Consider the following 25,374-nt stretch of genomic DNA (forward strand, 5'->3'; position numbering starts at 1 on the left):
CGTCGAGGAGATAGAGATGGAATTAGTAGTAAAAGACGCGAAAGCGCTTTCTGTTTCCGAAACTACCTTCGGACGTGAGTTTAATGAAGCGTTAGTTCATCAAGTAGTTGTTGCTTATGCATCTGCTGCTCGTCAAGGTTCTCGCGCACAAAAAACTCGTGCAGAAATCACTGGTTCAGGTAAAAAACCATGGCGTCAAAAAGGTACCGGTCGTGCTCGTTCAGGTTCAATTAAGAGTCCAATCTGGCGTAGTGGTGGTGTAACATTTGCAGCAAAACCACAAGATCATAGCCAAAAAGTTAACCGTAAAATGTATCGTGGTGCATTAAAGAGTATTTTCTCTGAATTAGTGCGTCAAGAACGTTTAGTTGTGGTTGAAACATTTACTGTTGAAGCACCTAAGACTAAATTATTAACTCAGAAATTAAACGATATGAACCTTAATGATGTTCTTATTATCGCTTCTGAAGTTGATGAAAATCTTTTCTTAGCAGCACGTAACTTGCATAAAGTTGATGTGCGTGATGTGGCAGGTATTGATCCAGTTAGTTTGATTGCATTTGACAAAGTGGTTATCACAGTTGATGCCGTTAAACAAGTAGAGGAGATGTTAGCATGATTCGTGAAGAACGTCTGCTTAAAGTCCTGCGAGCACCACATGTTTCTGAGAAAGCATCTATTTCAATGGAAAAAACAAATACATTAGTATTGAAAGTTGCTAAAGATGCTACTAAGAGAGAGATTAAAGCCGCAGTTGAACAGCTATTTGAAGTTAAAGTAGATGACGTTAATACACTTGTTGTTAAAGGTAAAGTTAAACGTCGTGGTCAACAAATTGGTCGCCGTAGCGACTGGAAAAAAGCTTACGTTACTTTAGCAGAAGGTCAAAATTTAGACCTTGCTGGCGTCGCTGAGTAATTCGGAGGAGTAAGAACAATGGCAGTTGTTAAGTGTAAACCTACATCTCCGGGTCGTCGCCACGTTGTTAAAGTGGTTAACCCAGAGTTGCATAAAGGTAAACCTTATGCACCGTTGCTTGATTCAATAAGCAAAACTGGTGGTCGCAATAATAATGGTCGTATCACTACCCGTCACATTGGTGGTGGTCATAAACAACATTATCGTATTGTTGACTTTAAGCGTAATAAAGATGGTATTCCAGCAGTTGTTGAACGTTTGGAATATGATCCAAACCGTAGTGCAAATATTGCATTGGTTTTATATAAAGACGGTGAACGCCGTTATATTTTAGCGCCTAAAGGCTTAAAAGCAGGTGATCAGATCCAATCTGGTGTTGATGCAGCAATTAAAACAGGTAACTGTTTACCAATGCGCAATATCCCAGTCGGTTCTACTGTGCATAATATTGAAATGAAACCAGGTAAAGGCGGACAAATTGCTCGCTCTGCTGGTAGTTATGTTCAAATCGTTGCGCGTGATGGTGCTTATGTAACATTACGTCTACGTTCAGGTGAAATGCGTAAAGTATTATCTGATTGTCGTGCCACTATTGGTGAAGTTGGTAATTCAGAGCATATGCTTCGCGTATTAGGTAAAGCGGGTGCAACGCGTTGGCGTGGTGTTCGTCCTACTGTTCGTGGTACAGCAATGAACCCGGTAGACCATCCACATGGTGGTGGTGAAGGTCGTAACTTTGGTAAACATCCTGTGTCTCCATGGGGTCAAAAAGCCAAAGGATTGAAAACGCGTAGCAACAAACGTACTGATAAGTATATTGTTCGACGTCGCAATAAGAAATAATTAATATAGAGGATTAGCTATGCCACGTTCTCTCAAGAAGGGTCCTTTTATTGACCTACACTTGCTGAAGAAGGTAGAGAAAGCGGTGGAAAGCGGGGACAAGAAACCAATTCGTACTTGGTCCCGTCGTTCAACGATCTTTCCTAACATGATCGGTTTGACCATCGCTGTCCATAATGGTCGTCAGCACGTTCCAGTTTATGTTTCCGACGAAATGGTTGGTCATAAATTGGGTGAATTCGCGCCGACTCGTACTTATCGCGGCCACGCGGCTGATAAGAAAGCTAAGAAGAAATAAGTAGGAGAAAGAGATGGAAACAATTGCAAAGTATCGCCACGCTCGTTCTTCTGCACAAAAAGTTCGCTTAGTTGCAGATCTTGTTCGCGGTAAGAATGTGTCTCAGGCACTAGATATTTTAACGTACACCAATAAAAAAGCGGCTGTACTTGTTAAAAAAGTATTAGAGTCTGCTATTGCTAATGCAGAGCATAACGATGGTGCTGATATTGATGATCTAAAAGTTGCGAAGATTTTCGTAGATGAAGGCCCAACCATGAAGCGTATTATGCCTCGTGCGAAAGGTCGTGCAGATCGAATTTTGAAGCGTACGAGTCACATCACCGTGATCGTTTCAGATCGCTAGGCTGGAGAATAGCAATGGGTCAAAAAGTAAATCCAAATGGTATCCGATTAGGCATTGTCAAGCCTTGGACATCTACATGGTATTCGGGTACAAAGACATTCGCTGATAATTTAGAAAGTGATTTTAGAGTGCGTGAATTCTTAAATAAAGAATTATCTCAAGCGTCAATCTCTAAGATTGTTATCGACCGTTCAGCAGAAACTAACGTTCGTATTACTATTCACACTGCTCGTCCGGGTATTGTGATAGGTAAAAAAGGCGAGGACGTTGAAAAATTACGTAATGCCGTAGCTTCTATTGTCAATAAATATAAAGACAAAAGAGAAAAACGTGATGTAGCAGTACAAATTAATATTGCTGAAGTTCGTAAACCAGAACTTGATGCTAAATTAGTTGCTGATAGCATTACTTCTCAATTAGAACGCCGCGTTATGTTCCGTCGAGCTATGAAACGTGCGGTTCAAAATGCAATGAAGGCGGGTGCTAAAGGTATCAAAGTCGAAGTAAGTGGTCGTTTAGGCGGTGCTGAAATTGCTCGTAGCGAATGGTATCGTGAAGGTCGTGTACCTTTACATACATTACGGGCTGATATTGACTATGGTTTATCTGAAGCATTAACTACCTATGGTATTATTGGTGTTAAAGTGTGGATCTTCAAAGGTGAGATCCTTGGTGGTATGGCTGCCGTTGAACAAGCAGAAAAACAACCTGCTGCTCAACCGAAAAAGCAGCGAAAAGGCCGAAAACAATAAGGAGCGTCGCTGATGTTACAACCAAAGCGTACAAAATTCCGTAAAGTGCACAAGGGCCGCAATCGTGGTCTTGCTGTAAGTACTGATGTTAGTTTCGGTACATTCGGTCTTAAGGCTGTAGGTCGTGGTCGTTTGACTGCGCGCCAGATCGAAGCAGCACGTCGTGCAATGACTCGTGCAGTTAAGCGTCAAGGTAAAATCTGGATTCGAGTTTTCCCTGATAAACCAATTACCGAAAAACCACTTGCAGTGCGTATGGGTAAAGGTAAGGGTAACGTTGAATACTGGGTTGCTCAGATTCAACCTGGTAAAGTCCTCTATGAAATGGACGGTGTACCGGAAGAAGTTGCTCGTGAAGCATTTGCGTTGGCAGCTGCAAAACTGCCAATTAAAACCACCTTTGTGATTAAGACGGTGATGTAAATGAAAGCAAAAGAGCTACGCGAAAAAAGCGTTGAAGAGTTAAATACTGAACTTCTTAATTTATTACGTGAGCAATTTAACTTACGTATGCAATTAGCTGGAGGTCAGTTAACACAGACTCATATGTTAAAACAAGTGCGTCGTAATATTGCACGAGTTAAAACATTATTAACTGAAAAGGCGGGTGCGTAATATGACTACTGAAGTAAAAATTCGTACTCAGCAAGGTCGTGTTATTAGCGACAAAATGGATAAATCTATTACTGTAGCTATTGAACGTAAAGTGAAGCATCCGTTATATGGTAAGTTCATTAAACGTACGACTAAATTGCATGTACATGATGAAAACAACGAGTGTGGTATTGGTGATACTGTTGAAATTAAAGAGTGTCGTCCATTATCAAAAACCAAATCTTGGACTCTTGTTCGAATCGTTGAAAAAGCAGTTATTTAATTTTTTTGATTGAAAACTGTACATAATATAATAAACGGCTCAACGGCCGTTTATTTTATGCTATCCATTTTATTTGAGTGGTGTTATACTATGCACCACTCACGTAAGTGGGTTTTTGGTTGTCTATTCTTATCCATGGTAGTTGAAGTGGATGAAGGTAGATTAGACAATAATTAATTTATACGGAGCATTAAAATGATCCAAGAACAGACTAGGCTAGATGTTGCCGATAACTCTGGCGCACGTAGCGTAATGTGTATCAAGGTTCTCGGTGGATCGCACCGTCGTTATGCAGCTGTAGGCGATATCATCAAAGTTACCATTAAAGAAGCCATTCCGCGTGGTAAAGTTAAAAAAGGTGATGTACTTAAAGCTGTTGTTGTGCGCACTAGAAAAGGTGTTCGTCGCCCTGATGGATCTGTCATTCGTTTCGATCGTAACGCTTGTGTTATTTTAAATAATAACAGTGAGCAACCGATTGGTACGCGTATTTTTGGACCGGTCACTCGTGAACTTCGCTCTGAGAAGTTTATGAAGATCATTTCATTAGCACCAGAAGTACTGTAAGGAGCGGGTAATGGCAGCGAAAATCCGTCGAGAAGATGAAGTTATCGTGTTAACTGGCAAAGATAAAGGTAAACGCGGTAAAGTTAAGAGTGTTTTGTCCACAGGTAAAGTGATTGTTGAAGGTATCAATTTGGTGAAAAAACATCAAAAACCAGTACCAGCATTAAATCAAGAAGGTGGAATTGTTGAAAAAGAAGCAGCTATCAATGTTTCTAATGTGGCAATTTTTAATCCATCTACTGGCAAAGCAGATCGCGTAGGCTTTCGTATTGAAGACGGTAAAAAAGTCCGTTTTTATAAGTCTACTAATGAATTAATCAATTAAGTAATTTGGAGTGTACGATGGCGAAACTGCATGATTACTACAAAGCACAGGTAGTAAATAAACTGCAAGAACAGTTTGGCTACAAATCTGTCATGCAAGTCCCTCGGATCGAAAAGATCACCTTGAATATGGGTGTGGGTGAAGCAATTACTGATAAGAAATTATTAGATAATGCTGTTGCAGATTTAGCTGCAATCAGTGGTCAAAAACCACTAGTCACTAAAGCACGCAAATCAGTTGCTGGTTTTAAAATCCGTCAAGGGTATCCTATTGGTTGTAAAGTCACTTTACGTGGCGAACGTATGTGGGAATTTTTTGAGCGTCTAGTTTATATTGCCCTTCCTCGTACTCGAGATTTTCGCGGTTTAAGTGCAAAATCTTTTGATGGTCGTGGTAACTATAGCATGGGTGTTCGTGAGCAAATCGTTTTCCCTGAAATCGATTATGACAAAGTTGATCGTGTTCGTGGTTTAGATATTACTATCACCACTACTGCACAATCAGATGAAGAAGGCCGAGCTTTATTATCTGCCTTTAACTTCCCATTTCGTAAGTAAGGTAGGGCATAATGGCTAAACAATCAATGATTGAACGCGATAAGAAACGCGTAAAGCTAGCAGAGAAATATTTTGCAAAGCGTCAAGAATTAAAAGCGATTATCTCTGATCTTAATGCATCAGATGAAGATCGTTGGAATGCAGTGCTTAAATTGCAAACGCTTCCTCGTGATTCTAGTCCATCACGTCAACGTCGTCGTTGTCGTCAAACTGGTCGTCCTCATGGCGTCCTTCGTAAGTTTGGTTTAAGCCGTATTAAGGTTCGTGAGTCAGCCATGCGTGGTGAGATTCCTGGTCTTAAAAAGGCAAGTTGGTAATCAGGGGAGTGTTATAGATGAGCATGCAAGATCCTATAGCAGATATGTTGACCCGTATTCGTAATGGTCAATCTGCGAATAAAGTTGCAGTCACCATGCCTTCCTCTAAGCTAAAAGTGGCAATTGCCAATGTGCTAAAAGAAGAAGGTTATATTGGGGACTTTAAAGTTGTTGGTGACACTAAGCCAGAACTGGAAATTACTTTAAAATATTTTCAAGGTAAAGCTGTTGTAGAAAGTATCAAACGTGTTAGCCGTCCAGGTTTACGTATTTATAAACGTAAAGATGAATTGCCGAAAGTTATGGCAGGATTAGGTATCGCAGTTGTTTCTACTTCTAAAGGTGTTATGACTGATCGTGCAGCACGCCAAGCAGGTCTTGGTGGTGAAATTATCTGCTACGTAGCGTAAGGGAGAAAAGAATGTCTCGTGTTGCAAAAGCACCTGTCGTTGTTCCTGCTGGCGTAGAGGTAAAACTCAATGGTCAGGTAATTACGATTAAAGGTAAAAATGGCGAATTATCTCGCACAATAAATAATGCTGTTGTGATTAATCAAGAAGAAGGACAAATTAAATTTGCTCCTCGTGATGGTTTTGCAGATGCTTGGGCTCAAGCTGGAACTGCACGTGCTTTGATTAATTCAATGGTTATTGGTGTTACTGAAGGTTTTACTAAAAAACTTCAGCTAGTTGGTGTCGGTTATCGTGCACAAGTGAAAGGTAATACAATTAGTTTGTCTCTAGGATATTCACATCCAATTGAACATCAATTACCTGCAGGTGTAACAGCTGAATGTCCATCTCAAACTGAAATCGTATTAAAAAGTACTGATAAACAGTTAATCGGGCAAGTAGCTGCTGATATCCGTGCTTATCGTCGTCCTGAACCTTATAAAGGTAAAGGTGTTCGTTACGCAGATGAAGTTGTGCGTACTAAAGAAGCTAAGAAAAAGTAAGGTAACACTATGGATAAGAAATCAGCTCGTATCCGTCGTGCAACTAAAGCGCGTCGCAAGATGCATGAACTACTTGCAACTCGCTTAGTAGTTCACCGCACTCCGCGTCATATTTATGCGCAGATTATCGCACCAAACGGATCAGAAGTACTGGCAGCCGCTTCTACATTAGAAAAAGCTATCAGTGAAAGTTTAAAATACACAGGAAACAAAGACGCTGCTGCAGCAGTTGGTAAAGCAATTGCTGAACGTGCGTTAGCAAAAGATATCAAAGAAGTTTCATTTGATCGTTCAGGTTTCCAATATCATGGTCGAGTTCAGGCGCTAGCAGATGCTGCTCGCGAAGCTGGCCTACAGTTCTAAGGTAGGAGTTAAAGATGTCAAACATCGAAAAACAAGCTGGTGAACTGCAGGAAAAACTAATCGCAGTTAACCGAGTTTCTAAAACCGTAAAAGGTGGTCGTATTTTTAGTTTTTCTGCACTAACAGTTGTTGGTGACGGTAATGGCCGCGTAGGTTTTGGATATGGTAAAGCACGTGAAGTGCCAGCAGCAATCCAAAAAGCAATGGAAAAAGCACGTCGCAATATGATTAATGTTGCTTTAAATAACGATACTTTACAGCATCCTGTTAAAGGTGCTCACACAGGATCTCGTGTTTATATGCAACCAGCATCCGAAGGTACTGGTATTATCGCCGGTGGTGCGATGCGTGCAGTTTTAGAAGTTGCTGGAGTTCGTAACGTTCTAGCTAAAGCATATGGTTCTACTAACCCAATTAATGTGGTTCGTGCAACTATTGATGGCTTAGAAAGTATGAAATCACCAGAAATGGTTGCTGCTAAACGTGGTAAAACCGTCGAAGAAATTTTGGGGTAATTAACCATGGCAAAAACAATTAAAATTACACAAACTCGTAGTTCTATAGGTCGTCTGCCTAAGCATAAAGCGACATTAGTAGGTCTAGGATTACGTCGTATTGGTCATACTGTTGAGCGTGAGGATACTCCTGCAATTCGTGGTATGGTAAACCAAGTTTATTACATGGTTAAAGTAGAGGAGTAATAGTAATGCGTTTAAATACTTTATCTCCTGCTGAAGGTTCAAAGCATGCACCAAAACGTCTGGGTCGAGGAATCGGTTCAGGATTAGGTAAAACTGGTACTCGTGGTATTAAAGGTCAAAAATCTCGTTCAGGTGGTGGCGTTCGTCGCGGCTTTGAAGGTGGTCAAATGCCTTTATATCGTCGTTTACCAAAATTTGGTTTTACCTCACGTAAGGCTAAAGTTACAGCTCAAGTTCGCCTTTCAGATTTAATGAAAGTCCAAGGCGATATTGTTGACCTAAATAGCTTAAAAGTTGCAAATGTGATTAATTCACATATCGAATATGCAAAAATCATGTTATCTGGAGAAGTAACCAAACCAGTAACTATTCGCGGTATTCGAGTAACTAAAGGTGCTAAAGCTGCAATTGAAGCTGCTGGCGGAAAAATTGAGGAATAATTAGAAAGATGGCAAAGCAACCAGGATTAGATTTTCAAAGTACACGAGGCGGTAGTGGTGAGCTTAAAAGACGCTTGATGTTTGTGCTTTTAGCGCTTATTGTTTTTCGTCTTGGTTCTTATATTCCGGTTCCTGGTATTGATACTAAGGCGTTATCGGACCTACTAACACAAGCATCGTCAAATGGTATTGTTGGTATGTTCAATATGTTCTCTGGTGGTGCTTTAAGCCGTGCTTCAATTTTTGCATTAGGGATAATGCCTTATATTTCCGCATCAATTATCGTGCAGTTATTAACGGCAATTAGCCCTAAGTTAGCAGAATTGAAGAAAGAAGGTGAATCAGGTCGTAAAAAAATTAGTCAGTACACTCGTTATGGCACACTTGCTTTAGCAATAGTACAGGCTGTTGGTATTTCAACTGGTTTACCAAATATTCCTGGTTATGAACATGTTGTAATTAATCCAGGATTTTCTTTCTATTTTATTGCATCGGTTAGCTTAGTTACTGGCACTATGTTTCTTATGTGGTTGGGCGAACAAATTACCGAACGAGGTGTAGGTAATGGTATTTCTATCATTATCTTTGCTGGTATTGTGGCAAGTCTTCCTCATGCTATTTATGAAACAATTGAACAAGCTCGCTCTGGTTCATTGCATCCGATTTTATTATTGGTTGTTGCTGCATTAGTGGTTGGTGTAACTTATTTTGTTGTATTTGTTGAACGTGGTCAGCGTCGAATTGTTGTTAACTATGCGCAACGACAACAAGGTCGTCGTGTTTACGCAGCACAAAGCACACACTTACCATTAAAGATTAATATGGCAGGAGTTATTCCAGCGATATTTGCCTCGACAATTGCTATGTTACCATCAATGATGGCTTCTTGGTTTCAAGGAGATGGTGAAGGATGGAGATATTTTATTGTACTTATCGGTCAATACTTCAATCATGATCAACCGTTATACATAATCTTTTTTGCGGCGGCGATTATCTTCTTTTGTTTCTTCTATACAGCATTGGTTTTTAACCCAAGAGAAACAGCAGATCAGCTAAAAAAATCTGGTGCATTTATTCCAGGTATCCGTCCAGGTGAACAAACATCTAAGTATATTGACAAGGTAATGACTCGTTTAACGCTAATTGGCGCAATCTACATTACTTTTGTATGTTTGGTTCCAATGTTTATGACAAGCGCAATGAAGGTTCCAGTTCAATTTGGTGGGACATCGTTATTAATTGTTGTTGTTGTAATCATGGATTTTATGGCACAAGTACAGACTTTAATGATGCCAAATCGTTATGAGTCAGTGTTAAAGAAAGCGAATCTTAAAGGCTATGGCCGATAAGTTAGCCAGAAGTTACGGAGAAAAAAATGAAAGTTCGTGCTTCAGTCAAGAAATTATGCAGAAATTGTAAAATCATTAAACGCAATGGAATCGTTCGTGTTATTTGCGTTGAAGGTAAACACAAACAACGTCAAGGTTAATTTATTTAGCTGTAAAGTTGAGCTTTTGCATATTTTTCTTGCCAAAGTATAGTAAAGCTGGCTAGAATAGCCAGCCTAGATTTATTTGTAAATTCACTGTTTGAGTATCCTGAAAACGGGCTTTTCAGTATGGTGAATTTGCTAAACATTAACAATAAAGGAGTGCATAGTGGCCCGTATAGCAGGCATTAACATTCCTGATCAACAACATGCTGTAATTGCTTTACAAGCAATTTATGGTATTGGAAATACTCGTGCTAAGACAATTTGTGCTGAAGCTGGTATTCCTGAACATGTTAAGATCAGAGAACTATCTGAAGATCAGATTGAAAAGTTACGTGAACAAGTTGCTAAATTCACCGTTGAAGGCGATTTACGTCGTGAAGTAACTATGAGTATCAAGCGTTTATTAGACCTTGGTTGTTATCGTGGCATGCGTCACCGTCGTGGACTTCCTGTTCGCGGTCAACGCACAAAGACTAACGCTCGTACCCGCAAGGGACCGCGTAAGCCAATCAAGAAATAATTGAGGTATAATTAAATGGCAAAGACACCTGTTCGTACACGTAAACGTGTAAAAAAGCAAGTTTCTGATGGTATAGCTCATATTCATGCATCATTCAACAATACAATCGTAACTATTACCGATCGTCAAGGTAATGCGTTAGGTTGGGCAACCGCTGGTGGTTCTGGTTTCCGTGGCTCTCGTAAATCAACACCTTTTGCAGCTCAAGTGGCCGCAGAACGTTGTGCTGAAGCCGTCAAAGATTACGGAATTAAGAATCTGGAAGTTATGGTTAAAGGACCTGGTCCTGGTCGTGAGTCAACAATTCGCGCGTTAAATGCAGCGGGTTATCGCATCACTAACATTACTGATGTTACTCCGATTCCTCATAACGGTTGTCGTCCACCAAAGAAACGTCGTGTTTAATTTTTTAAACATTGAATGTTTAGGATTATTGGAGAAATAAAATGGCAAGATATTTGGGACCAAAACTCAAATTAAGTCGCCGTGAAGGTACAGATTTATTCCTTAAATCTGGCGTCCGAGCGATTGATAGTAAATGTAAATTAGAACAAGCTCCTGGACAACATGGTGCGCGTAAACCGCGTTTATCAGATTATGGTGTTCAGTTACGTGAAAAACAAAAAGTTAGACGTATTTATGGAATTTTAGAACGTCAATTCCGTAATTACTACAAAAGCGCAGCTCGAATTAAAGGCAATACTGGTGAAAACCTACTTGGTCTTTTAGAACGTCGCTTAGATAACGTTGTTTATCGCATGGGATTTGGTGCAACTCGTGCTGAAGCTCGTCAATTAGTTAGTCATAAAGCTGTTCTTGTTAATGGTCGTGTTGTGAATATTGCATCTTATCAAGTTTCACCTGAAGATGTGATTAGTGTTCGCGAAAAGTCAAAAAAACAAGCACGTATTAAAGCTGCTTTAGAGCTAGCTGAACAACGTGAAAAACCAACATGGTTAGAAGTTGATGCTAGCAAAATGGAAGGTGTATTTAAACGCTTACCAGAACGTTCAGATTTATCTGCTGATATCAACGAACATTTGATCGTCGAACTTTACTCTAAGTAAAGTTTAGCACTTAAGAGAGGACATAATGCAGGGTTCTGTAACAGAGTTTTTAAAACCTCACCTAGTTGATGTTGTTCAATACAGCCAAACACATGCTAAAGTGACTTTAGAGCCACTAGAACGCGGTTTTGGCCATACTTTAGGTAATGCACTACGCCGCATTTTATTATCATCTATGCCGGGATATGCAGTAACCGAAGTTGAAATTGACGGTGTTCTGCATGAGTACAGTACTAAAGAAGGCGTTCAAGAAGATGTACTTGATATTCTGCTTAATTTAAAAAAATTAGCAGTACGTGTACATACGAAAGATGATGTTATGCTGACTTTAAACAAATCGGGCATAGGTGCGGTAACAGCATCTGATATCACTCACGATGGTGATGTTGAAATTGTTAATCCTGATTTAGTGATTTGTCATCTTACTGATGCCAATGCTTTAATTAGTATGCGTATTCGTGTACAACGAGGACGTGGTTATGTCCCTGCTTCTGCTCGCGTTAAGTCAGAAGATGAAGAACGACCAATCGGTCGTCTGTTAGTTGACGCATGTTATAGCCCTGTAGAGCGCATTGCATATTCTGTTGATGCTGCTCGTGTGGAGCAACGTACGGATTTAGATAAACTTGTTATCGATATGGAAACTAATGGTACTATCGATCCAGAAGAATCTATTCGTCGTGCATCAACTATTTTGGCTGAACAACTTGAAGCTTTTGTTGATTTACGCGATGTACGTCAACCAGAAGTTAAAGAAGATAAACCGGAATTTGATCCAATCCTTTTACGTCCAGTAGATGATTTGGAATTAACTGTTCGGTCTGCTAATTGCTTAAAGGCAGAAGCAGTTCATTATATTGGTGATTTAGTACAACGTACCGAAGTTGAGTTACTTAAAACCCCTAATCTTGGTAAGAAATCACTTACTGAAATTAAGGACGTGCTCGCATCTCGTGGTTTATCTTTAGGCATGCGTCTTGAGAATTGGCCACCAGCAAGTATTGTTGAAGACTAAGATAAAATTTATATAAGAAGGATAAAGTTATGCGCCATCGTAAAAGTGGTCGTCAACTGAACCGAAATAGCAGCCATCGTCAAGCAATGTTTCGTAACATGACAAGTTCACTTGTTGAACATGAAATCATCAAAACTACATTGCCTAAAGCAAAAGAGTTGCGTCGTGTTGTTGAACCGTTAATTACGCTAGCCAAAAGCGATAGCGTAGCTAATCGCCGTCTGGCTTTTGCTCGTATCCGTGATAAAGATACAGTTAAAAAATTATTTTCAGATTTAGGTCCACGTTTTGCTACCCGTCCTGGCGGTTATGTACGTATTTTAAAATGTGGTTTCCGTGATGGAGATAATGCTCCAATGGCTTATATTGAATTAGTTGATCGTCCTGCAGCGGAAGAAGTAGCATCAGCTGAATAATAATAAATCATTGTGTATTAAAACCGGCTATATGCCGGTTTTTTATTTATTATTATATTTGAAAACTCAAATTGCTAACTTTCTTTGAGTTTAGTTAAATTTAAAAGATATCAAGATAAGATTAACAAATAGATGAATTGTTAAACGACAGTTATTTATCCCATAAATACAATTAATAGTGAGGTGGTGGTGTTTCTTCAGATAAATTAGCAATGTTTGAAGGTTGTGTTGCCTGTAGTTTTTGAGACAATAACGTTAATTGTTCTTTTAATTTGCTAACATCAGCTTGAAGGTTAGTTACCATTTGATTAAGTTCTTCGATGGTGATTTCTTGAAAAGCTACTTTGGTTTCAAGTAATTCTAATTGCTGGTTCATAAAATAAATTCATATATAGATTAGTTGATTAAATTACATTGTAAGTAAAAATAGTTACGAAATCCATCCATGCTCTGCAAAAGAGAAATATTCACCTTTACCTATAACAATATGATCTATGACTCGAATATCAACCAATTCACAAACTTCTTCTATTTTTTGTGTAAGATGGCGATCTGCCTGACTAGGTTCTGCCACACCTGAAGGATGATTATGTGCTAGAATCAATACGGCTGCGTTATGTTGTAATGCTCGTCTAACAACTTCTCTTGGGTGGACTTCAACACAATTATAGGTACCGATAAACATATCTTCTGATGCTATGACGCGATTTTGATTATCTAAAAAAATAACCATAAAAACTTCACGATCTTTATTAGCCAATCGACTAGCTAAATAGTGATGTGTCAAAGATGACGATGTCAAAAAATTATCGGTAGTCATTTTAACTTTTAAATATCTATGAGAAAGTTCAACAACTGCTTTCAATTGTGTATATTTAGCCGTTCCCAATCCTTTCTTCTTGCAAAAATCATTATGGCTTGCATTAATTAAATTATAAAAAGAACCAAACTCATTTAATAGCTTTTGTGACAGTTCCAAAACAGGCAAATCTCGAGTGCCAGTGCGTAAAAAGAGAGCAAGTAATTCAGTATCACTGAGTGCTTCAACGCCAAATTTTAAAAGCTTCTCACGTGGCATTAATGCTATTGGTTGTGAAGGCATAGTTGCAGATCCCAATAATCGTAAAATAGAGATTATTAAAGGAAAAATTAGCAAAGCAAAATGATAATTTAAAATATTGGGAGTTGTTTCACAACTTATTAAGCAAAAACACAAAACAGAAGTAAATAAAAAGCGCTATAGAGCGCTTTTTAAAATTTAATTTGAATTAATTAAGAATTAGTGACAACCGCAACCACCATGGCCACCGCCACAGCAACCTGTGTTTTCATCATCTTCGTCTTCATGAGAATGGCCACCACAGCCACAACCGCCATGTCCGTGATCATGACCATGCTCACCATGAATATGCCCGTGAGCAATTTCATCTTCAGTAGCCTCACGAATAGCCAATACTTCAACGTTAAATTGTAAATCTTGTCCAGCTAACATATGGTTTCCATCAATAGTGATGGTATCGCCATCGATAGCGGTGATTTCAACGGGTAAAGAACCATGCTCGGTATCAGCAAAAAATCGCATACCAACTTCAAGTTCATCTACACCAACAAAAACGTCACGAGGAACATTTTGTACAAGAGCATCATTAAAATCCCCGTAAGCATTAATTAGCTCAACGTCAAATTTGTCGCTAATTTGGTGACCATCTAATGCGTTCTCAAGATCTTGTAGCAAGTTACCTGCGCCATGTAAATATTCTAATGGCGCTGTCGTAGTTGCTTCATCAACTAAAACACCGTCTTTAGTGCGAACTTGGTATGCTAAACTAACCACTGTATTTTTTGCTATTTTCATTTTTTCTCCAACAAACTTTTATTGAGCAAATTACATTAGATTTTAACGGAAAAAAGAGTATAAGTATTCTAAATTTTATATTTTTGTTCAAAACTTACCAAAAAAATAAAATAAAAAAGGCGCAAACATTTAAGGTTTAGCGCCTTTTTCACACACACTGAGAACAGCTTATTTAAGTTCTAATTCATTCATCGCAGCGATGCTAAATCCACCGTCAACATGAATGACTTCACCTGTAATACCTGATGCTAAATCTGAACATAAAAATGCCGCTGAATTACCCACATCTTCGGTTGTCACAGTGCGACGGATTGGTGTTACTGATTCACAGTGAGATAACATTTTTTTGAAATCTTTAATACCCGATGCCGCCAGCGTACGAATAGGACCTGCTGAAATTGCATTAACACGGACACCTTCAGGACCCATAGCATTTGCCATATAACGCACATTTGCCTCTAGTGAGGCTTTAGCAAGTCCCATTACATTATAGTTAGGGATTGCACGCTCAGCACCAAGATAAGAAAGTGTCACTAATGCTGAATTTGGATTTAGCATTGAACGACATGCCTTAGCCATAGCAACGAAGCTATAAGAGCTAATATCGTGAGCAATAGCAAAACCTTCACGGGTAACGGCATTAACATAATCGCCATCTAACTGATCACCTGGTGCGAAAGCAATAGCATGAACAAAACCATCAAATTTATCCCAAGTTTTTGCAAGTTCAGAAAATAGTTCAGAGATGCTTTCATCATGAGCAACATCGCAAGGTAAAACGATTTTAGAACCAAAATCAGCGGCAAACTCTTCAACGCGTGTTTTTAATTTATCATTTTGGTAAGTAAAAGCGAGTTCAGCGCCTTCACGATGCATTGCTTGTGCAATACCGTAAGCAATTGAACGATTACTTGCAACACCAGTAACGAGTATACGTTTACCTGTTAAAAATCCCATAAATTATTCCTCTAATTTTCACTATATAGTCTAGGACGGTGACGATTATATGTTGATCAAGCCAACTTCGCTACTATAAATTTATTTTCGTTGATAGGTTTTTATTTTATTGTCTAAAATAAATGATTGTTTACCATATTAATATCCTACTATAATAGTCAACTATTGTTTTTTTATAGGAGGTATCAATTTGAATAATTTAGTTTGTTACAAAACATTGCCTATTTGGAATGCTGATACATTACCTGCGTTGTTGCGTCAAAAGCATAATACCCAAATTGGTACATGGGCGAAGTTAGAAATTTTAAAAGGAAGTATTGGTTTTGAAATGTTAACCGAACAAGGCGAAGTGATTACTAAGCATTGTTTTGATACTCAGCAGCAACCGCCATTTATATTGCCACAGCAATGGCACCGTATAGCCGAAATATCAGATGACTTACAGTGCCAGTTAGTATTTTACTGTTTGCCTGAGGACTATACTCAAAAAAAATACCAAATGACCAAAACCCACTCCGAGGTACTTAGAGCAACAAAAATTATCCAAACAGGAAAGGCATTGGATTTAGGTTGTGGTTCAGGTCGTAATTCACTCTACTTGCAGTTACAAGGCTTTGATGTTACCGCTATTGATAAATCAGAACTCAGTATTGGAAACTTACAAAAAATTATTAATGATGATAACCTTAAGCACATTAATGCAATGGTTTACGATATCAATCAAGCAAATTTACAGGGCGAATATGATTTTATTCTTTCGACCGTTGTCATGATGTTTTTACAACCCGAAAGAATTCCAGCTATTATTAATAACATGCAAAAAATGACCAAATCAGGGGGATATAATTTAATTGTCAGCGCCATGTCTACGCCTGATTATCCTTGCTCTGTTGGGTTTTCATTTACTTTTAAAGAAAACGAGTTGCACCAATATTACCAAGATTGGGAAATACTAAAATATAACGAAGATGTTGGACAATTACATAAAACAGATGTACATGGAAACCGAATTAAATTAAGGTTTGCCACCTTATTGGCTAAAAAGCGATAACAATTACAGGATATATCATCCTGCAATTTAATATATTTGGATTAAAGTGTATTTAGTTTTTCGCCAACTGTAAACCAAGCCTTGCGAGAGTTTAACAAATCTTGGGAAGACATCGGTTTTTTTCCTGCAGGTTGTAAAAGTGTCATATTCAATGCGCAGTTGCTGGTTGCAATACAAATGCCATTTTTATTGGCTTGCAAAATTGTGCCAGCCGGCTGTTTTGAATCCATTTTTACCACATGGGCTTGCCATACTTTTACAGGCTCACCATTAACCTCAAAATAACTCACTGGCCATGGGTTAAAAGCCCGAACGCAACGCTCAAGTTGCACGGCAGGCAAATTCCAATCAAGTTTAGCTTCCTGTTTTGACAGCTTTTCGGCATAGGTTGCTTGCGTCTCATTTTGTTTTTCAGGTTGGATTTTTCCTTCAGTGATTAACTCTAATGTATCAAGCAAGCCTTGGGGACCGAGTTTTGCGAGTTTCTCATACAGTGATGCGCTAGTATCGGATTGCTCAATAGGACAGGTAAGCTTATAAAGCATATCACCCGTATCAAGGCCTGCATCCATCTGCATAATGGTAATTCCTGTTTTTTCATCGCCTGCCCAGCAAGCACGCTGAATAGGGGCTGCGCCACGCCAGCGTGGTAGTAATGAACCATGCACATTTAAACAACCTAATCTAGGTATATCAAGTACAGTTTGTGGCAAAATAAGTCCATAAGCAACAACAACCATAATGTCAGCATTTAATTCAGCAATGATTTTTTGATTTTTTTCGGATTTAAGCGTTGCTGGTTGATAAACAGGAATATTATTCTCAACAGCTAATTGTTTAACAGGGCTTGCTGTTAATTTATTACCACGACCTGCTGGGCGATCTGGTTGCGTAAAAACAGCAATTACATTATGGCGTGAGTTAATCAGAGCTTTTAAATGAGTTGCAGCAAAATCGGGTGTACCAGCAAAAATAATATTTAAAGGTTTAGTTGCATGTGGCATAAGCGTTATGTCCATAATCAAAAAATTTATCTGGATTATACCCGAAATTTTAGTGAGAATCTTTAATCAAAAACACTCATAGATATGATAAACATCTTAGTTGGTATTAAATCTGATAATATTTATGTACATTAGGTTATGTTATGTAATTATCCCTCTAATATAATACGATTAAACGGTATAAATGATTTCAGAAAAAACGCTTTATGGCTTTCTAGCGAATTATTTTAATCGATGAGATCCTTATCTTGCATCATGTCAGGCATAGTTATATTATGACTACAATGCTATATTATTTAAGGAATAAATTATGTTAAAATCAATTGATCCAACAACAACCCAATCTTGGAAATCCCTTCAAGCTAGTTACGAAAAACACCACAATAAAACCATTGCACAAATTTTGAAAGAAGAACCGAAACGCGTTGAAAAACTTACTATTCCTTTTGAAGATGAGTTTTTAGTTGATTTGTCTAAAAATAGAGTAACGCAAGAAACGCTAGAATTGCTTTATAAGCTAGCAGATGAATGCGATCTAATTGGTGCAACTAAAGCCATGTGTAGCGGTGAAAAGATTAATCGTACAGAAAATCGAGCTGTATTACATGTTGCATTACGTAATGTATCAAATACACCAATTTATGTTGATGGTAAGAATGTGATGGATGATGTTAACGCTGTCTTAGCTAAGATGGAATCATTCAGTAAAAAAATCATTAATGGTGAATGGAAAGGATACACTGGTAAAGCCATTACTGATGTGGTCAATATTGGTATTGGTGGTTCAGATCTAGGGCCAGTAATGATTACCGAAGCATTACGACCTTACAAAAACCACTTGAACATGCATTTCGTATCAAATGTAGATGGCACACATATCGTTGAAGCGTTAAAAGGCTTAAATCCTGAAACCACTTTATTTTTGGTTGCATCCAAAACTTTTACCACTCAAGAAACTATGACAAATGCACAAACAGCACGAGCATGGTTACTTGATACTGCTAAAGATGATAAAGTAGTTGCTTTGCACTTTGTTGCTCTTTCAACTAATGCTAAAGAAGTTGAAAAATTTGGTATTGATATAGCTAATATGTTTGAATTTTGGGATTGGGTTGGTGGACGTTATTCATCTTGGTCGGCAATTGGCTTATCGATTGTTTTATCAATTGGTTTTGATAACTTCAAACAATTTCTAGCTGGTGGCCATGCGATGGATAAGCACTTCCAAAGCGCACCAATTGATAAAAATATCCCAACGTTACTGGCATTAATTGGTATTTGGTACAATAATTTTTGTGGTGCTGAAACTGAAGCTATTTTACCATATGATCAGTACATGCACCGTTTTGCGGCTTATTTCCAACAAGGAAATATGGAGTCAAATGGTAAAAGTGTCGATCGCAACGGTAATAAAACACCTTACACAACAGGTCCAATTATTTGGGGCGAACCAGGAACCAATGGTCAACATGCATTTTATCAATTAATTCACCAAGGTACTAAACTCATCCCTTGTGATTTTATTGCACCAGCAATTAGCCATAATCCAGTTGGAGATCATCACCCAAAATTATTATCTAACTTTTTTGCTCAAACTGAAGCTTTAGCTTTTGGTAAAACAAAAGAACAGGTCGAGCAAGAGTTCATAGCTGCAGGAAAAAATCTTGATGAAGTGAAGTCTATTGTATCATTTAAAGTATTTGAAGGTAACAAACCAACTAATTCAATATTAGTGAAAAAAATTACACCTTATGCTCTTGGTGCCTTAGTTGCGATGTATGAGCATAAAATCTTTACTCAAGGAATTATTCTTAATATATTTAGTTTTGATCAATGGGGTGTAGAACTTGGTAAACAACTTGCTGGACGTATTTTACCTGAATTAGCAGATGATAAACCAGTTAGGTCTCACGATGATTCAACAAATAGCTTAATCAACCAATACAAAAAATGGCGTTAAGTATTATTAAAAAAGATAAGTTATAACATAAAAAAACCTTCAGCTAAAACTGAAGGTTTTTTATAACAATGAAAAAAATTATTTTTTCACACGCATTATTGGTGTTTTACCTGCTTCGACAGCACCCGATAATTTATTTAATTCTATTATGGTTTCCATATTAGAAATAACTACCGGAGTTAATACGGATTTAGCTTTGCTTTCAAGCAGAGGTAAATCAATTTCAATAATAGTATCTCCTACTTTTACCTGCTGACCTTCTTCAGCAACTCGTTTGAAGCCTTCACCTTTTAGTTCTACTGTATCAATACCAAAGTGAACAAAAAGCTCAATGCCCTCATCCGATTCTATAGCAAAAGCGTGGTTGGTTTCGAAAATTTTGCCTATTTTTCCACTTAATGGAGCGACAATTTTATTACCAGAAGGTTTAATTGCTACCCCATCACCCACGATTTTTTCAGCAAAAACCACATCTGGTACATCTTCGATTTTGACAATTTCGCCACTTAATGGAGCAATAATCTCGATGCTGTTTTTATTATCATCGGATACGAATTGCTTAATTTTATCGAATAGACCCATTATTGCCTCCTAACAAATTTGCTTTTCAGCAGTGTAATTTTCAATTAAATCAATGATTTCTTTAGAAGTTGCTTTTTCTAATACAGTATCAGCAAATTTTTTCGCTTCTTCATAGTTAGTATTGCGAATTAATTTTTTGATTTTAGGAATTGATACTGCACTCATACTAAATTCATCAAGTCCCATACCAAGCAATAAGATTGTGGCTCTTTCATCACCAGCAAGCTCTCCACACATACCTGTCCATTTACCTTCTTTATGAGAAGCATCGATAACATTTTTAATCAGAGTTAACACTGAAGGCGAAAACGGATTATAAAGGTGAGAAATTAATTCGTTACCACGGTCAACGGCAAGCGTATATTGTGTTAAGTCATTGGTACCGATACTAAAAAAGTCTACTTCCTTGGCTAAGTGATGTGCAATCACAGCGGCTGCTGGAGTTTCAATCATTACACCGATTTCAATATTTTTATCAAATGATTTTCCTTCAGCAGTCAATTGTTCTTTAAGAGTATTGATTTCGGATTTTAATGTTCGGATTTCTTCAACAGAAATAATCATTGGGAACATAATGCGTAATTTACCAAATGCTGATGCACGCAAAATTGCGCGTAATTGTGCATGAAGTACTTCTTTACGATCTAAACAGATTCGAATTGCTCGCCAACCTAAGAATGGATTCTCTTCTTTTGGTAAATGCATATAAGGTACATCCTTGTCGCCACCAATATCCATGGTTCGAACAATTACCGATAAATCATTGGTTGATTCAGCTACTTCTTTATATGCTTTAAATTGCTCTTCTTCGTCAGGATAAGCTTCGCGATCCATAAATAAGAATTCAGTGCGATATAGACCAACACCTTCATAACCGTTACGTTCAGCACCTGCAATATCGCGTACTGTACCGATGTTACCACAAATCTCTACTTGGTGACCATCAAGGGTTACAGCAGGTAGATCTTTCAATTTAGCTAGCTCTTCTTTATCACTAATATATTTAGCTTGAACTTGTTTTAATTTTTCTTGCGTTGTGTGATCTGGATTGATATAGATAGCATTATTTATAGCATCCAAAATAACAAAATCCCCTTGTTTGATTGCTTGAGTTGCATTAGATGTTCCGACGATAGCTGGGATCTCTAAAGAACGAGCCATAATTGAAGTATGCGAGGTGCGTCCACCAGCGTCAGTAATGAAACCTAGCACCATATCCAAGTTTAGCTGAGCTGTTTCAGAAGGTGTTAAATCGGTTGCAACTAAAATACATGGTTGGCTAATAGCACTCAAGTCAACAATTTCAATACCTAAAATATTTTTGAGTAAACGTTTACCAATATCACGAATATCTGCGGCACGTTCTTTTAGATATTCATCATCTAGATTTTCTAATTCTTTAGCTTGAGTTTCAAATACAGATTGAACAGCGGCATCAGCGGTTGAATGTTTACTTTGAATGCGAGAAATAACTTCTTGTTCAAGATCCTCATCTTCAAGAAGCATAATATGCCCTTCAAAAATGGCCGCTTTATCTTCGCCTAATGTGGATTTTGCTCGTTCCATAATCGTATGTAGCTGTTTACTTGATTTTTGGCGAGCTTCCTTGAAGCGCTCAATTTCAGCCTCAATCTTGTTATCAAGAATTTGCCTATTACTAATAACAATAGGCTCTTCTTTTAATAATAGCGCTTTTGCAAAAGCGATACCGGGGGAAACAAGTGTACCTGATACCATAACATTTAATCCTTATTCTATTTTAAAACCGTTCATAGCTAATCGGGAGTTATTATTCCAACTCAGGAATTAATTTTACTAAATGAGCAACAGCTTCTTTTTCGTCTTCACCTTCGGCAGAAATGGTAATAGTTGTGCCTTGTGATAAACCTAATGTTTGTAACTTAAACAGACTTTTAGCACTCGCACTTTTACCATTAGATGTGACAGTAATTTCTGCATTAAAGTTCTTTGCTTCTTTAACAAATTGTGCAGCAGGGCGGGTATGAAGACCGTTAGATGCAGTAATAGTTACATCTTGTTTATACATATTATTTTACTCCCAAAATATTTTGTTTCACCGACCAATATAAAGAAAAACTGCCTGAAAGGCTAGTAAGATTTCATCGATCTTTTATATTAAGTCAGTTGTACTAGCTATCATATTAAGATAACCGTACTTTATCAGTATCGGTAGATACGAGTGACTTTATCACTACATTTTTTAAATTCTACCTGCCCATGGATTCCATGTTTAATATTCTCAAAAACGATTTCTTCACTACCATCAAGTTGTGATGCACGGATCTCATCTCTACAGAAAGACTCGAATCGCTGTAATTCTTGCTCACTATTACCCAATTTATAAGATTTAGGTAAGTCTTGACTGGTTACATAGGTATGTATTTTATCTTGCACATCAAGGACAATTACGCCTTTATTCGATAAAAACGAACTACAGGAGGTTAATGATAATGTTAATCCTGCAAAAAATAATAATTGCAGAGGAAATTTCATAATAAATCCTATAATGTTCAAAATAATTCCTTTATAAAGCAAAGCAATCTGTTTATGATTTATAATTAGATGCAAATTATATACTAATAATCGAAGAAAGTGCAGAGTGCATTTTTCTTGATGTAATAATATTAGGGGAAGTTTATGTCAGATACTATTAATTACGACGAATTTAATCACCAATTAATCCAAAATAAAATAGGCATTACCGCTGCTGAGTTACATGGTTTTCTTTCAGGCATATTAGCTGGTGGTAACAATGACGAGAGCTGGCGTCCATTAGTTGAGGATATGTTAAACAATGGTCAAAAAATGCCAACATCATTAGATGAAAAAATTAGCCAACTTTATGCGCTTATCAAACAGCAATTTTTTGAGGAAGATTTCAGCTTTCAGTTATTGCTTAGCGACAAAGATTTATATACACAACTGGATGATCTAGTTGGTTGGGTAAATCATTTCTTACTTGGTATTGGACTTGTGCAACCTAAAATTAACCACATCAAAGGTGATGTTGGTGAAGCCATTTATGACCTACGTCAAATTGTTAAACTAGGTTATGATGAAAATGAAGATCAACAAGAGCTTGGTTTTGCTTTTGAAGAGATAAAAGAGTATGTTCGCATAACTTCTATGCTATGTTTTGATGAATTTAACGAATTTAATGAGGCTGACACACCCCCAACAATCCATTAATATTAATAACATTACATCTTCAGGGGCATCACAATGATAAATACTGATATCGAAACAGAACTTTTTGCACGTCGAGAAAAATTACTAGCTCAAATGATACCAAATAGTGTCGCACTTTTTTTTGCTGCTCCAGAAATGACGAGGAGTAATGACACCCATTACCCATATCGACAAAATAGCGACTTTTGGTATTTTACACTTTTTTCTGAACCAGAAGCGGTATTTGCAGTAGTTAAACAAAAAGATAATACAACTAAATACATATTATTTAATCGCCCAAAAGATACGCTAGCAGAGACTTGGACTGGTTACCGTTTAGGTCAAGATGCCGCATTAAAGACGGTTTTTGTTGATGAAGCTTATACATTTGATGAGATTGAAAAAGTATTACCTGATTTATTAAATGGCAAAACGGCGGTTTACCATGCTGACCAACAGTATCAATATGCCGATAGAATCGTAGATCGCACAATGAATACTCTGCGACAAGGGAGTAGATTAAATCTTTATGCACCAAACAGCACGATCGATTGGCGACCGATAGTTCATCAAATGCGCATGTTTAAATCAGATTTTGAAATCAAAATATTGCGCAAGGCTTGCAAAATCAGCGCTCAATCTCACGTTAGAGCAATGCAAAAATGTAAACCAAATATGTATGAATATCAACTAGAAGCTGAAATCTTGCATGAATTTGCGTGGCATGGTGCACGAGCACCATCTTATAACACCATTGTTGGTAGTGGTAATAATGGATGTATACTGCATTATGAAAATAATAGTCAGCAGTTAAAAGATGGCGATTTAGTTTTAATTGATGCGGGTTGTGAATATCAGTACTATGCAGGCGATATAACTCGCACTTTTCCTATCAATGGCAAATTTAGCCAAGCTCAACTTGAAATTTATAACATCGTTTTAACATCACAATATCAAGCCATTAAATTGTTTAAACCGGGCACTTCAATTATGGAAGTCAATAATCAAGTTGTAAGAACGATGGTAGAAGGTTTAGTAAAACTCGGGATTATGCAAGGTGATGTTGATAGCTTAATTGCTAATAAAGCTTATACACAATATTACATGCATGGTTTAGGCCATTGGTTAGGTATTGATGTGCATGATGTTGGTAGTGGACGAGATCGAATTTTAGAGTCAGGAATGGTATTGACCGTTGAACCAGGGCTTTATATTAATCAAGAATCAGATGTACCAGCACAATATAAAGGTATCGGTATTCGGATCGAAGATAACATTTTAATTACTGACACAGGAAATGAAGTTCTGACAGGTGATGTTCCAAAAGACCCAGCCGAGATTGAAAAATTAATGGAAAATAAATTGAAATAGAACATGATAAATAATAACAGAATGATGAGATAAATGGGATATAACAAAATAAACAGGGAAATAATGAAATTGTTTTTTGAAAAAGTGTTACAAAATATGAAATAAAAAATTGCCTAAAAAATTTCGCCCTTGTGATATTGGTATAGCTCACGGTAGCCTATGCCCATGCGTGACATAGATTCAAGGGCTTCTTCTCCTAATATCCTTAGATTAGCAATATCATCATCAACTTTAACTCGTGACATTCCCAATAACTGACAAAATTCTTCCCATGTACCAGAAAAAAGTAAACTGTTTACGTTTTTACGACCTTTTAAATTTTTATGTAATTGATTTTTTTAATATATGCTAATTTCGAAACCTAGATTACACCATGAAGTGCAATTCTTCTTAACTCCTTAGAATAAAAATCGGCAGGGCTTTTAAACTTATGCCGTTTTCTTGGGCGTGTGTTCAATAGATATTGTATTTTCTTTATCTGTTTGTCGTCAACTAATGAAATGGCCGCTGACTTAGGTATAAACTGACGTATTAAGCCATTGGTGTTTTCATTTGTGCCTCTTTGCCAGCTTTTATAAGGCTCCGCAAAGTACACGGTGGTGTTTAAATAATACTCAATAGCATGATGATAAT

At 37.5% G+C, this 25,374-nt stretch carries 41 protein-coding genes; 30 read left to right on the top strand and 11 right to left on the bottom strand.

The window, feature by feature from the left end; translation table 11 throughout:
• The first annotated feature begins 16 nt into the window (after window positions 1-16).
• The 26 genes from rplD to rplQ all read left to right on the top strand — a co-directional run bounded on the left by rplD (window position 17) and on the right by rplQ (window position 12,772).
• Complete coding sequence (gene rplD, locus A9G37_RS00090) at window positions 17-619, top strand: 50S ribosomal protein L4 (RefSeq protein WP_065574251.1); 603 nt, start codon at window positions 17-19, stop codon at window positions 617-619.
• Window positions 616-918 carry a 50S ribosomal protein L23 gene (gene rplW / locus A9G37_RS00095; RefSeq protein WP_034885052.1) on the top strand — a complete coding sequence of 101 codons (303 nt, stop codon included), beginning with the start codon at window positions 616-618 and terminating at the stop codon, window positions 916-918. The genes rplD and rplW overlap by 4 nt, the downstream gene beginning before the upstream one ends.
• Before the next feature lie 18 nt (window positions 919-936).
• Window positions 937-1,761, top strand: coding sequence for a 50S ribosomal protein L2 (rplB, locus tag A9G37_RS00100; protein ID WP_065574252.1), 825 nt, complete (start codon window positions 937-939; stop codon window positions 1,759-1,761).
• Window positions 1,762-1,780: 19 nt separating this feature from the next.
• The gene (gene rpsS / locus A9G37_RS00105) at window positions 1,781-2,059 is read left to right on the top strand and encodes a 30S ribosomal protein S19 (RefSeq protein ID WP_024496505.1); all 279 of its coding nucleotides are present in this window, start codon (window positions 1,781-1,783) and stop codon (window positions 2,057-2,059) included.
• Between the two features lie 13 nt (window positions 2,060-2,072).
• Complete coding sequence (rplV, locus tag A9G37_RS00110; protein WP_034947997.1) at window positions 2,073-2,405, top strand: 50S ribosomal protein L22; 333 nt, start codon at window positions 2,073-2,075, stop codon at window positions 2,403-2,405.
• Between the two features lie 14 nt (window positions 2,406-2,419).
• Window positions 2,420-3,157: a 30S ribosomal protein S3 gene (gene rpsC / locus A9G37_RS00115; protein WP_065561018.1), complete on the top strand. Its 738-nt coding sequence runs from the start codon at window positions 2,420-2,422 to the stop codon at window positions 3,155-3,157.
• Between the two features lie 12 nt (window positions 3,158-3,169).
• The gene (gene rplP / locus A9G37_RS00120) at window positions 3,170-3,580 is read left to right on the top strand and encodes a 50S ribosomal protein L16 (RefSeq protein ID WP_034911153.1); all 411 of its coding nucleotides are present in this window, start codon (window positions 3,170-3,172) and stop codon (window positions 3,578-3,580) included.
• Window positions 3,581-3,772 (top strand): 50S ribosomal protein L29, encoded by a 192-nt coding sequence (gene rpmC / locus A9G37_RS00125; protein ID WP_034902373.1) that lies wholly within the window; start codon window positions 3,581-3,583, stop codon window positions 3,770-3,772.
• Window position 3,773: 1 nt separating this feature from the next.
• Window positions 3,774-4,034: a 30S ribosomal protein S17 gene (rpsQ, locus tag A9G37_RS00130; RefSeq protein ID WP_034911151.1), complete on the top strand. Its 261-nt coding sequence runs from the start codon at window positions 3,774-3,776 to the stop codon at window positions 4,032-4,034.
• Window positions 4,035-4,229: 195 nt separating this feature from the next.
• Window positions 4,230-4,601 carry a 50S ribosomal protein L14 gene (rplN, locus tag A9G37_RS00135; protein ID WP_025314392.1) on the top strand — a complete coding sequence of 124 codons (372 nt, stop codon included), beginning with the start codon at window positions 4,230-4,232 and terminating at the stop codon, window positions 4,599-4,601.
• Between the two features lie 10 nt (window positions 4,602-4,611).
• A complete protein-coding gene (gene rplX / locus A9G37_RS00140) occupies window positions 4,612-4,926 on the top strand; it encodes a 50S ribosomal protein L24 (RefSeq protein WP_034911150.1) in 315 nt (104 codons plus the stop codon).
• 17 nt (window positions 4,927-4,943) lie between these two features.
• A complete protein-coding gene (gene rplE / locus A9G37_RS00145) occupies window positions 4,944-5,483 on the top strand; it encodes a 50S ribosomal protein L5 (protein ID WP_025314394.1) in 540 nt (179 codons plus the stop codon).
• An 11-nt stretch (window positions 5,484-5,494) separates the two neighbouring features.
• Entirely contained in the window at window positions 5,495-5,800 is a 306-nt protein-coding gene (rpsN, locus tag A9G37_RS00150) for a 30S ribosomal protein S14 (RefSeq protein WP_025314395.1), read from the top strand.
• A 17-nt stretch (window positions 5,801-5,817) separates the two neighbouring features.
• The gene (gene rpsH, locus A9G37_RS00155; protein ID WP_034911147.1) at window positions 5,818-6,210 is read left to right on the top strand and encodes a 30S ribosomal protein S8; all 393 of its coding nucleotides are present in this window, start codon (window positions 5,818-5,820) and stop codon (window positions 6,208-6,210) included.
• Between the two features lie 11 nt (window positions 6,211-6,221).
• A complete protein-coding gene (gene rplF / locus A9G37_RS00160) occupies window positions 6,222-6,755 on the top strand; it encodes a 50S ribosomal protein L6 (RefSeq protein WP_034911144.1) in 534 nt (177 codons plus the stop codon).
• A 9-nt stretch (window positions 6,756-6,764) separates the two neighbouring features.
• Entirely contained in the window at window positions 6,765-7,118 is a 354-nt protein-coding gene (rplR, locus tag A9G37_RS00165) for a 50S ribosomal protein L18 (protein WP_025314398.1), read from the top strand.
• A gap of 14 nt (window positions 7,119-7,132) precedes the next feature.
• Complete coding sequence (gene rpsE, locus A9G37_RS00170) at window positions 7,133-7,633, top strand: 30S ribosomal protein S5 (RefSeq protein ID WP_034911141.1); 501 nt, start codon at window positions 7,133-7,135, stop codon at window positions 7,631-7,633.
• Window positions 7,634-7,639: 6 nt separating this feature from the next.
• Window positions 7,640-7,819 carry a 50S ribosomal protein L30 gene (gene rpmD / locus A9G37_RS00175; protein WP_025314400.1) on the top strand — a complete coding sequence of 60 codons (180 nt, stop codon included), beginning with the start codon at window positions 7,640-7,642 and terminating at the stop codon, window positions 7,817-7,819.
• Window positions 7,820-7,824: 5 nt separating this feature from the next.
• Window positions 7,825-8,259, top strand: coding sequence for a 50S ribosomal protein L15 (gene rplO, locus A9G37_RS00180; protein WP_065574253.1), 435 nt, complete (start codon window positions 7,825-7,827; stop codon window positions 8,257-8,259).
• Window positions 8,260-8,267: 8 nt separating this feature from the next.
• Window positions 8,268-9,608 carry a preprotein translocase subunit SecY gene (gene secY / locus A9G37_RS00185; RefSeq protein WP_065574254.1) on the top strand — a complete coding sequence of 447 codons (1,341 nt, stop codon included), beginning with the start codon at window positions 8,268-8,270 and terminating at the stop codon, window positions 9,606-9,608.
• A gap of 26 nt (window positions 9,609-9,634) precedes the next feature.
• On the top strand, window positions 9,635-9,748 hold the full coding sequence (rpmJ, locus tag A9G37_RS00190) for a 50S ribosomal protein L36 (protein ID WP_025314403.1): 114 nt from the start codon (window positions 9,635-9,637) through the stop codon (window positions 9,746-9,748).
• A 169-nt stretch (window positions 9,749-9,917) separates the two neighbouring features.
• Window positions 9,918-10,274 (top strand): 30S ribosomal protein S13, encoded by a 357-nt coding sequence (rpsM, locus tag A9G37_RS00195; protein WP_025314404.1) that lies wholly within the window; start codon window positions 9,918-9,920, stop codon window positions 10,272-10,274.
• Window positions 10,275-10,289: 15 nt separating this feature from the next.
• Entirely contained in the window at window positions 10,290-10,679 is a 390-nt protein-coding gene (gene rpsK / locus A9G37_RS00200) for a 30S ribosomal protein S11 (RefSeq protein WP_025314405.1), read from the top strand.
• Window positions 10,680-10,720: 41 nt separating this feature from the next.
• On the top strand, window positions 10,721-11,341 hold the full coding sequence (rpsD, locus tag A9G37_RS00205) for a 30S ribosomal protein S4 (protein ID WP_034911134.1): 621 nt from the start codon (window positions 10,721-10,723) through the stop codon (window positions 11,339-11,341).
• 25 nt (window positions 11,342-11,366) lie between these two features.
• Window positions 11,367-12,356: a DNA-directed RNA polymerase subunit alpha gene (locus A9G37_RS00210; RefSeq protein ID WP_065574255.1), complete on the top strand. Its 990-nt coding sequence runs from the start codon at window positions 11,367-11,369 to the stop codon at window positions 12,354-12,356.
• 29 nt (window positions 12,357-12,385) lie between these two features.
• Entirely contained in the window at window positions 12,386-12,772 is a 387-nt protein-coding gene (rplQ, locus tag A9G37_RS00215) for a 50S ribosomal protein L17 (RefSeq protein ID WP_034911131.1), read from the top strand.
• A 172-nt stretch (window positions 12,773-12,944) separates the two neighbouring features.
• Here the strand turns inward: rplQ and A9G37_RS00220 are convergent, their stop codons facing one another.
• The 4 genes from A9G37_RS00220 to fabI form a co-directional block, all read right to left on the bottom strand.
• Window positions 12,945-13,148 carry a SlyX family protein gene (locus A9G37_RS00220; protein ID WP_034911129.1) on the bottom strand — a complete coding sequence of 68 codons (204 nt, stop codon included), beginning with the start codon at window positions 13,146-13,148 and terminating at the stop codon, window positions 12,945-12,947.
• 54 nt (window positions 13,149-13,202) lie between these two features.
• The gene (radC, locus tag A9G37_RS00225; RefSeq protein ID WP_065574256.1) at window positions 13,203-13,874 is read right to left on the bottom strand and encodes a RadC family protein; all 672 of its coding nucleotides are present in this window, start codon (window positions 13,872-13,874) and stop codon (window positions 13,203-13,205) included.
• A gap of 177 nt (window positions 13,875-14,051) precedes the next feature.
• A complete protein-coding gene (gene slyD / locus A9G37_RS00230) occupies window positions 14,052-14,627 on the bottom strand; it encodes a peptidylprolyl isomerase (protein WP_065574257.1) in 576 nt (191 codons plus the stop codon).
• Between the two features lie 168 nt (window positions 14,628-14,795).
• Window positions 14,796-15,584, bottom strand: coding sequence for an enoyl-ACP reductase FabI (gene fabI, locus A9G37_RS00235; protein WP_034911124.1), 789 nt, complete (start codon window positions 15,582-15,584; stop codon window positions 14,796-14,798).
• A 190-nt stretch (window positions 15,585-15,774) separates the two neighbouring features.
• On the opposite strand from fabI, the gene tehB reads away from it, so the two are divergent.
• Window positions 15,775-16,635: an SAM-dependent methyltransferase TehB gene (tehB, locus tag A9G37_RS00240; RefSeq protein WP_065574258.1), complete on the top strand. Its 861-nt coding sequence runs from the start codon at window positions 15,775-15,777 to the stop codon at window positions 16,633-16,635.
• A gap of 41 nt (window positions 16,636-16,676) precedes the next feature.
• Here tehB and fmt read toward each other — a convergent pair whose 3' ends face one another.
• Window positions 16,677-17,639: a methionyl-tRNA formyltransferase gene (gene fmt / locus A9G37_RS00245; protein WP_065574259.1), complete on the bottom strand. Its 963-nt coding sequence runs from the start codon at window positions 17,637-17,639 to the stop codon at window positions 16,677-16,679.
• Window positions 17,640-17,949: 310 nt separating this feature from the next.
• On the opposite strand from fmt, the gene pgi reads away from it, so the two are divergent.
• Window positions 17,950-19,599, top strand: coding sequence for a glucose-6-phosphate isomerase (gene pgi / locus A9G37_RS00250; protein WP_065574260.1), 1,650 nt, complete (start codon window positions 17,950-17,952; stop codon window positions 19,597-19,599).
• A 78-nt stretch (window positions 19,600-19,677) separates the two neighbouring features.
• On the opposite strand, the gene crr is transcribed toward pgi, so the two are convergent.
• The 4 genes from crr to A9G37_RS00270 form a co-directional block, all read right to left on the bottom strand.
• The gene (gene crr, locus A9G37_RS00255) at window positions 19,678-20,181 is read right to left on the bottom strand and encodes a PTS glucose transporter subunit IIA (RefSeq protein WP_065574261.1); all 504 of its coding nucleotides are present in this window, start codon (window positions 20,179-20,181) and stop codon (window positions 19,678-19,680) included.
• Window positions 20,182-20,190: 9 nt separating this feature from the next.
• Window positions 20,191-21,918: a phosphoenolpyruvate-protein phosphotransferase PtsI gene (gene ptsI / locus A9G37_RS00260; protein WP_065574262.1), complete on the bottom strand. Its 1,728-nt coding sequence runs from the start codon at window positions 21,916-21,918 to the stop codon at window positions 20,191-20,193.
• A gap of 52 nt (window positions 21,919-21,970) precedes the next feature.
• Window positions 21,971-22,228 (bottom strand): phosphocarrier protein Hpr, encoded by a 258-nt coding sequence (gene ptsH / locus A9G37_RS00265; protein WP_034911114.1) that lies wholly within the window; start codon window positions 22,226-22,228, stop codon window positions 21,971-21,973.
• A 134-nt stretch (window positions 22,229-22,362) separates the two neighbouring features.
• Entirely contained in the window at window positions 22,363-22,695 is a 333-nt protein-coding gene (locus A9G37_RS00270) for a hypothetical protein (RefSeq protein WP_065574263.1), read from the bottom strand.
• Window positions 22,696-22,839: 144 nt separating this feature from the next.
• On the opposite strand from A9G37_RS00270, the gene A9G37_RS00275 reads away from it, so the two are divergent.
• Together A9G37_RS00275 and pepP are read left to right on the top strand one after the other, a co-directional pair.
• Window positions 22,840-23,391 (top strand): UPF0149 family protein, encoded by a 552-nt coding sequence (locus A9G37_RS00275; protein ID WP_065574264.1) that lies wholly within the window; start codon window positions 22,840-22,842, stop codon window positions 23,389-23,391.
• A 33-nt stretch (window positions 23,392-23,424) separates the two neighbouring features.
• A complete protein-coding gene (gene pepP / locus A9G37_RS00280; RefSeq protein ID WP_065574265.1) occupies window positions 23,425-24,741 on the top strand; it encodes a Xaa-Pro aminopeptidase in 1,317 nt (438 codons plus the stop codon).
• A gap of 113 nt (window positions 24,742-24,854) precedes the next feature.
• On the opposite strand, the gene A9G37_RS13120 is transcribed toward pepP, so the two are convergent.
• Window positions 24,855-24,986: a hypothetical protein gene (locus A9G37_RS13120; RefSeq protein ID WP_255306833.1), complete on the bottom strand. Its 132-nt coding sequence runs from the start codon at window positions 24,984-24,986 to the stop codon at window positions 24,855-24,857.
• Between the two features lie 116 nt (window positions 24,987-25,102).
• Window positions 25,103-25,374, bottom strand: a 272-nt coding sequence (locus tag A9G37_RS00285) for an IS30 family transposase (RefSeq protein ID WP_141670973.1), incomplete at its 5' end; no start/stop codon positions are given.

The organism is Gilliamella sp. GillExp13, from assembly GCF_001690815.1.
GTDB lineage: Bacteria > Pseudomonadota > Gammaproteobacteria > Enterobacterales > Orbaceae > Gilliamella > Gilliamella bombi.

Bases quoted from the DNA above. Each gene is read 5' to 3' on its own strand.
- rplD (WP_065574251.1), top strand. From the start codon at position 17: ATGGAATTAGTAGTAAAAGACGCGAAAGCGCTTTCTGTTTCCGAAACT.
- rplW (WP_034885052.1), top strand. From the start codon at position 616: ATGATTCGTGAAGAACGTCTGCTTAAAGTCCTGCGAGCACCACATGTT.
- rplB (WP_065574252.1), top strand. From the start codon at position 937: ATGGCAGTTGTTAAGTGTAAACCTACATCTCCGGGTCGTCGCCACGTT.
- rpsS (WP_024496505.1), top strand. From the start codon at position 1,781: ATGCCACGTTCTCTCAAGAAGGGTCCTTTTATTGACCTACACTTGCTG.
- rplV (WP_034947997.1), top strand. From the start codon at position 2,073: ATGGAAACAATTGCAAAGTATCGCCACGCTCGTTCTTCTGCACAAAAA.
- rpsC (WP_065561018.1), top strand. From the start codon at position 2,420: ATGGGTCAAAAAGTAAATCCAAATGGTATCCGATTAGGCATTGTCAAG.
- rplP (WP_034911153.1), top strand. From the start codon at position 3,170: ATGTTACAACCAAAGCGTACAAAATTCCGTAAAGTGCACAAGGGCCGC.
- rpmC (WP_034902373.1), top strand. From the start codon at position 3,581: ATGAAAGCAAAAGAGCTACGCGAAAAAAGCGTTGAAGAGTTAAATACT.
- rpsQ (WP_034911151.1), top strand. From the start codon at position 3,774: ATGACTACTGAAGTAAAAATTCGTACTCAGCAAGGTCGTGTTATTAGC.
- rplN (WP_025314392.1), top strand. From the start codon at position 4,230: ATGATCCAAGAACAGACTAGGCTAGATGTTGCCGATAACTCTGGCGCA.
- rplX (WP_034911150.1), top strand. From the start codon at position 4,612: ATGGCAGCGAAAATCCGTCGAGAAGATGAAGTTATCGTGTTAACTGGC.
- rplE (WP_025314394.1), top strand. From the start codon at position 4,944: ATGGCGAAACTGCATGATTACTACAAAGCACAGGTAGTAAATAAACTG.
- rpsN (WP_025314395.1), top strand. From the start codon at position 5,495: ATGGCTAAACAATCAATGATTGAACGCGATAAGAAACGCGTAAAGCTA.
- rpsH (WP_034911147.1), top strand. From the start codon at position 5,818: ATGAGCATGCAAGATCCTATAGCAGATATGTTGACCCGTATTCGTAAT.
- rplF (WP_034911144.1), top strand. From the start codon at position 6,222: ATGTCTCGTGTTGCAAAAGCACCTGTCGTTGTTCCTGCTGGCGTAGAG.
- rplR (WP_025314398.1), top strand. From the start codon at position 6,765: ATGGATAAGAAATCAGCTCGTATCCGTCGTGCAACTAAAGCGCGTCGC.
- rpsE (WP_034911141.1), top strand. From the start codon at position 7,133: ATGTCAAACATCGAAAAACAAGCTGGTGAACTGCAGGAAAAACTAATC.
- rpmD (WP_025314400.1), top strand. From the start codon at position 7,640: ATGGCAAAAACAATTAAAATTACACAAACTCGTAGTTCTATAGGTCGT.
- rplO (WP_065574253.1), top strand. From the start codon at position 7,825: ATGCGTTTAAATACTTTATCTCCTGCTGAAGGTTCAAAGCATGCACCA.
- secY (WP_065574254.1), top strand. From the start codon at position 8,268: ATGGCAAAGCAACCAGGATTAGATTTTCAAAGTACACGAGGCGGTAGT.
- rpmJ (WP_025314403.1), top strand. From the start codon at position 9,635: ATGAAAGTTCGTGCTTCAGTCAAGAAATTATGCAGAAATTGTAAAATC.
- rpsK (WP_025314405.1), top strand. From the start codon at position 10,290: ATGGCAAAGACACCTGTTCGTACACGTAAACGTGTAAAAAAGCAAGTT.
- rpsD (WP_034911134.1), top strand. From the start codon at position 10,721: ATGGCAAGATATTTGGGACCAAAACTCAAATTAAGTCGCCGTGAAGGT.
- A9G37_RS00210 (WP_065574255.1), top strand. From the start codon at position 11,367: ATGCAGGGTTCTGTAACAGAGTTTTTAAAACCTCACCTAGTTGATGTT.
- rplQ (WP_034911131.1), top strand. From the start codon at position 12,386: ATGCGCCATCGTAAAAGTGGTCGTCAACTGAACCGAAATAGCAGCCAT.
- A9G37_RS00220 (WP_034911129.1), bottom strand. From the start codon at position 13,148: ATGAACCAGCAATTAGAATTACTTGAAACCAAAGTAGCTTTTCAAGAA.
- radC (WP_065574256.1), bottom strand. From the start codon at position 13,874: ATGCCTTCACAACCAATAGCATTAATGCCACGTGAGAAGCTTTTAAAA.
- slyD (WP_065574257.1), bottom strand. From the start codon at position 14,627: ATGAAAATAGCAAAAAATACAGTGGTTAGTTTAGCATACCAAGTTCGC.
- fabI (WP_034911124.1), bottom strand. From the start codon at position 15,584: ATGGGATTTTTAACAGGTAAACGTATACTCGTTACTGGTGTTGCAAGT.
- fmt (WP_065574259.1), bottom strand. From the start codon at position 17,639: ATGCCACATGCAACTAAACCTTTAAATATTATTTTTGCTGGTACACCC.
- pgi (WP_065574260.1), top strand. From the start codon at position 17,950: ATGTTAAAATCAATTGATCCAACAACAACCCAATCTTGGAAATCCCTT.
- crr (WP_065574261.1), bottom strand. From the start codon at position 20,181: ATGGGTCTATTCGATAAAATTAAGCAATTCGTATCCGATGATAATAAA.
- ptsI (WP_065574262.1), bottom strand. From the start codon at position 21,918: ATGGTATCAGGTACACTTGTTTCCCCCGGTATCGCTTTTGCAAAAGCG.
- ptsH (WP_034911114.1), bottom strand. From the start codon at position 22,228: ATGTATAAACAAGATGTAACTATTACTGCATCTAACGGTCTTCATACC.
- A9G37_RS00270 (WP_065574263.1), bottom strand. From the start codon at position 22,695: ATGAAATTTCCTCTGCAATTATTATTTTTTGCAGGATTAACATTATCA.
- A9G37_RS00275 (WP_065574264.1), top strand. From the start codon at position 22,840: ATGTCAGATACTATTAATTACGACGAATTTAATCACCAATTAATCCAA.
- pepP (WP_065574265.1), top strand. From the start codon at position 23,425: ATGATAAATACTGATATCGAAACAGAACTTTTTGCACGTCGAGAAAAA.
- A9G37_RS13120 (WP_255306833.1), bottom strand. From the start codon at position 24,986: ATGTCACGAGTTAAAGTTGATGATGATATTGCTAATCTAAGGATATTA.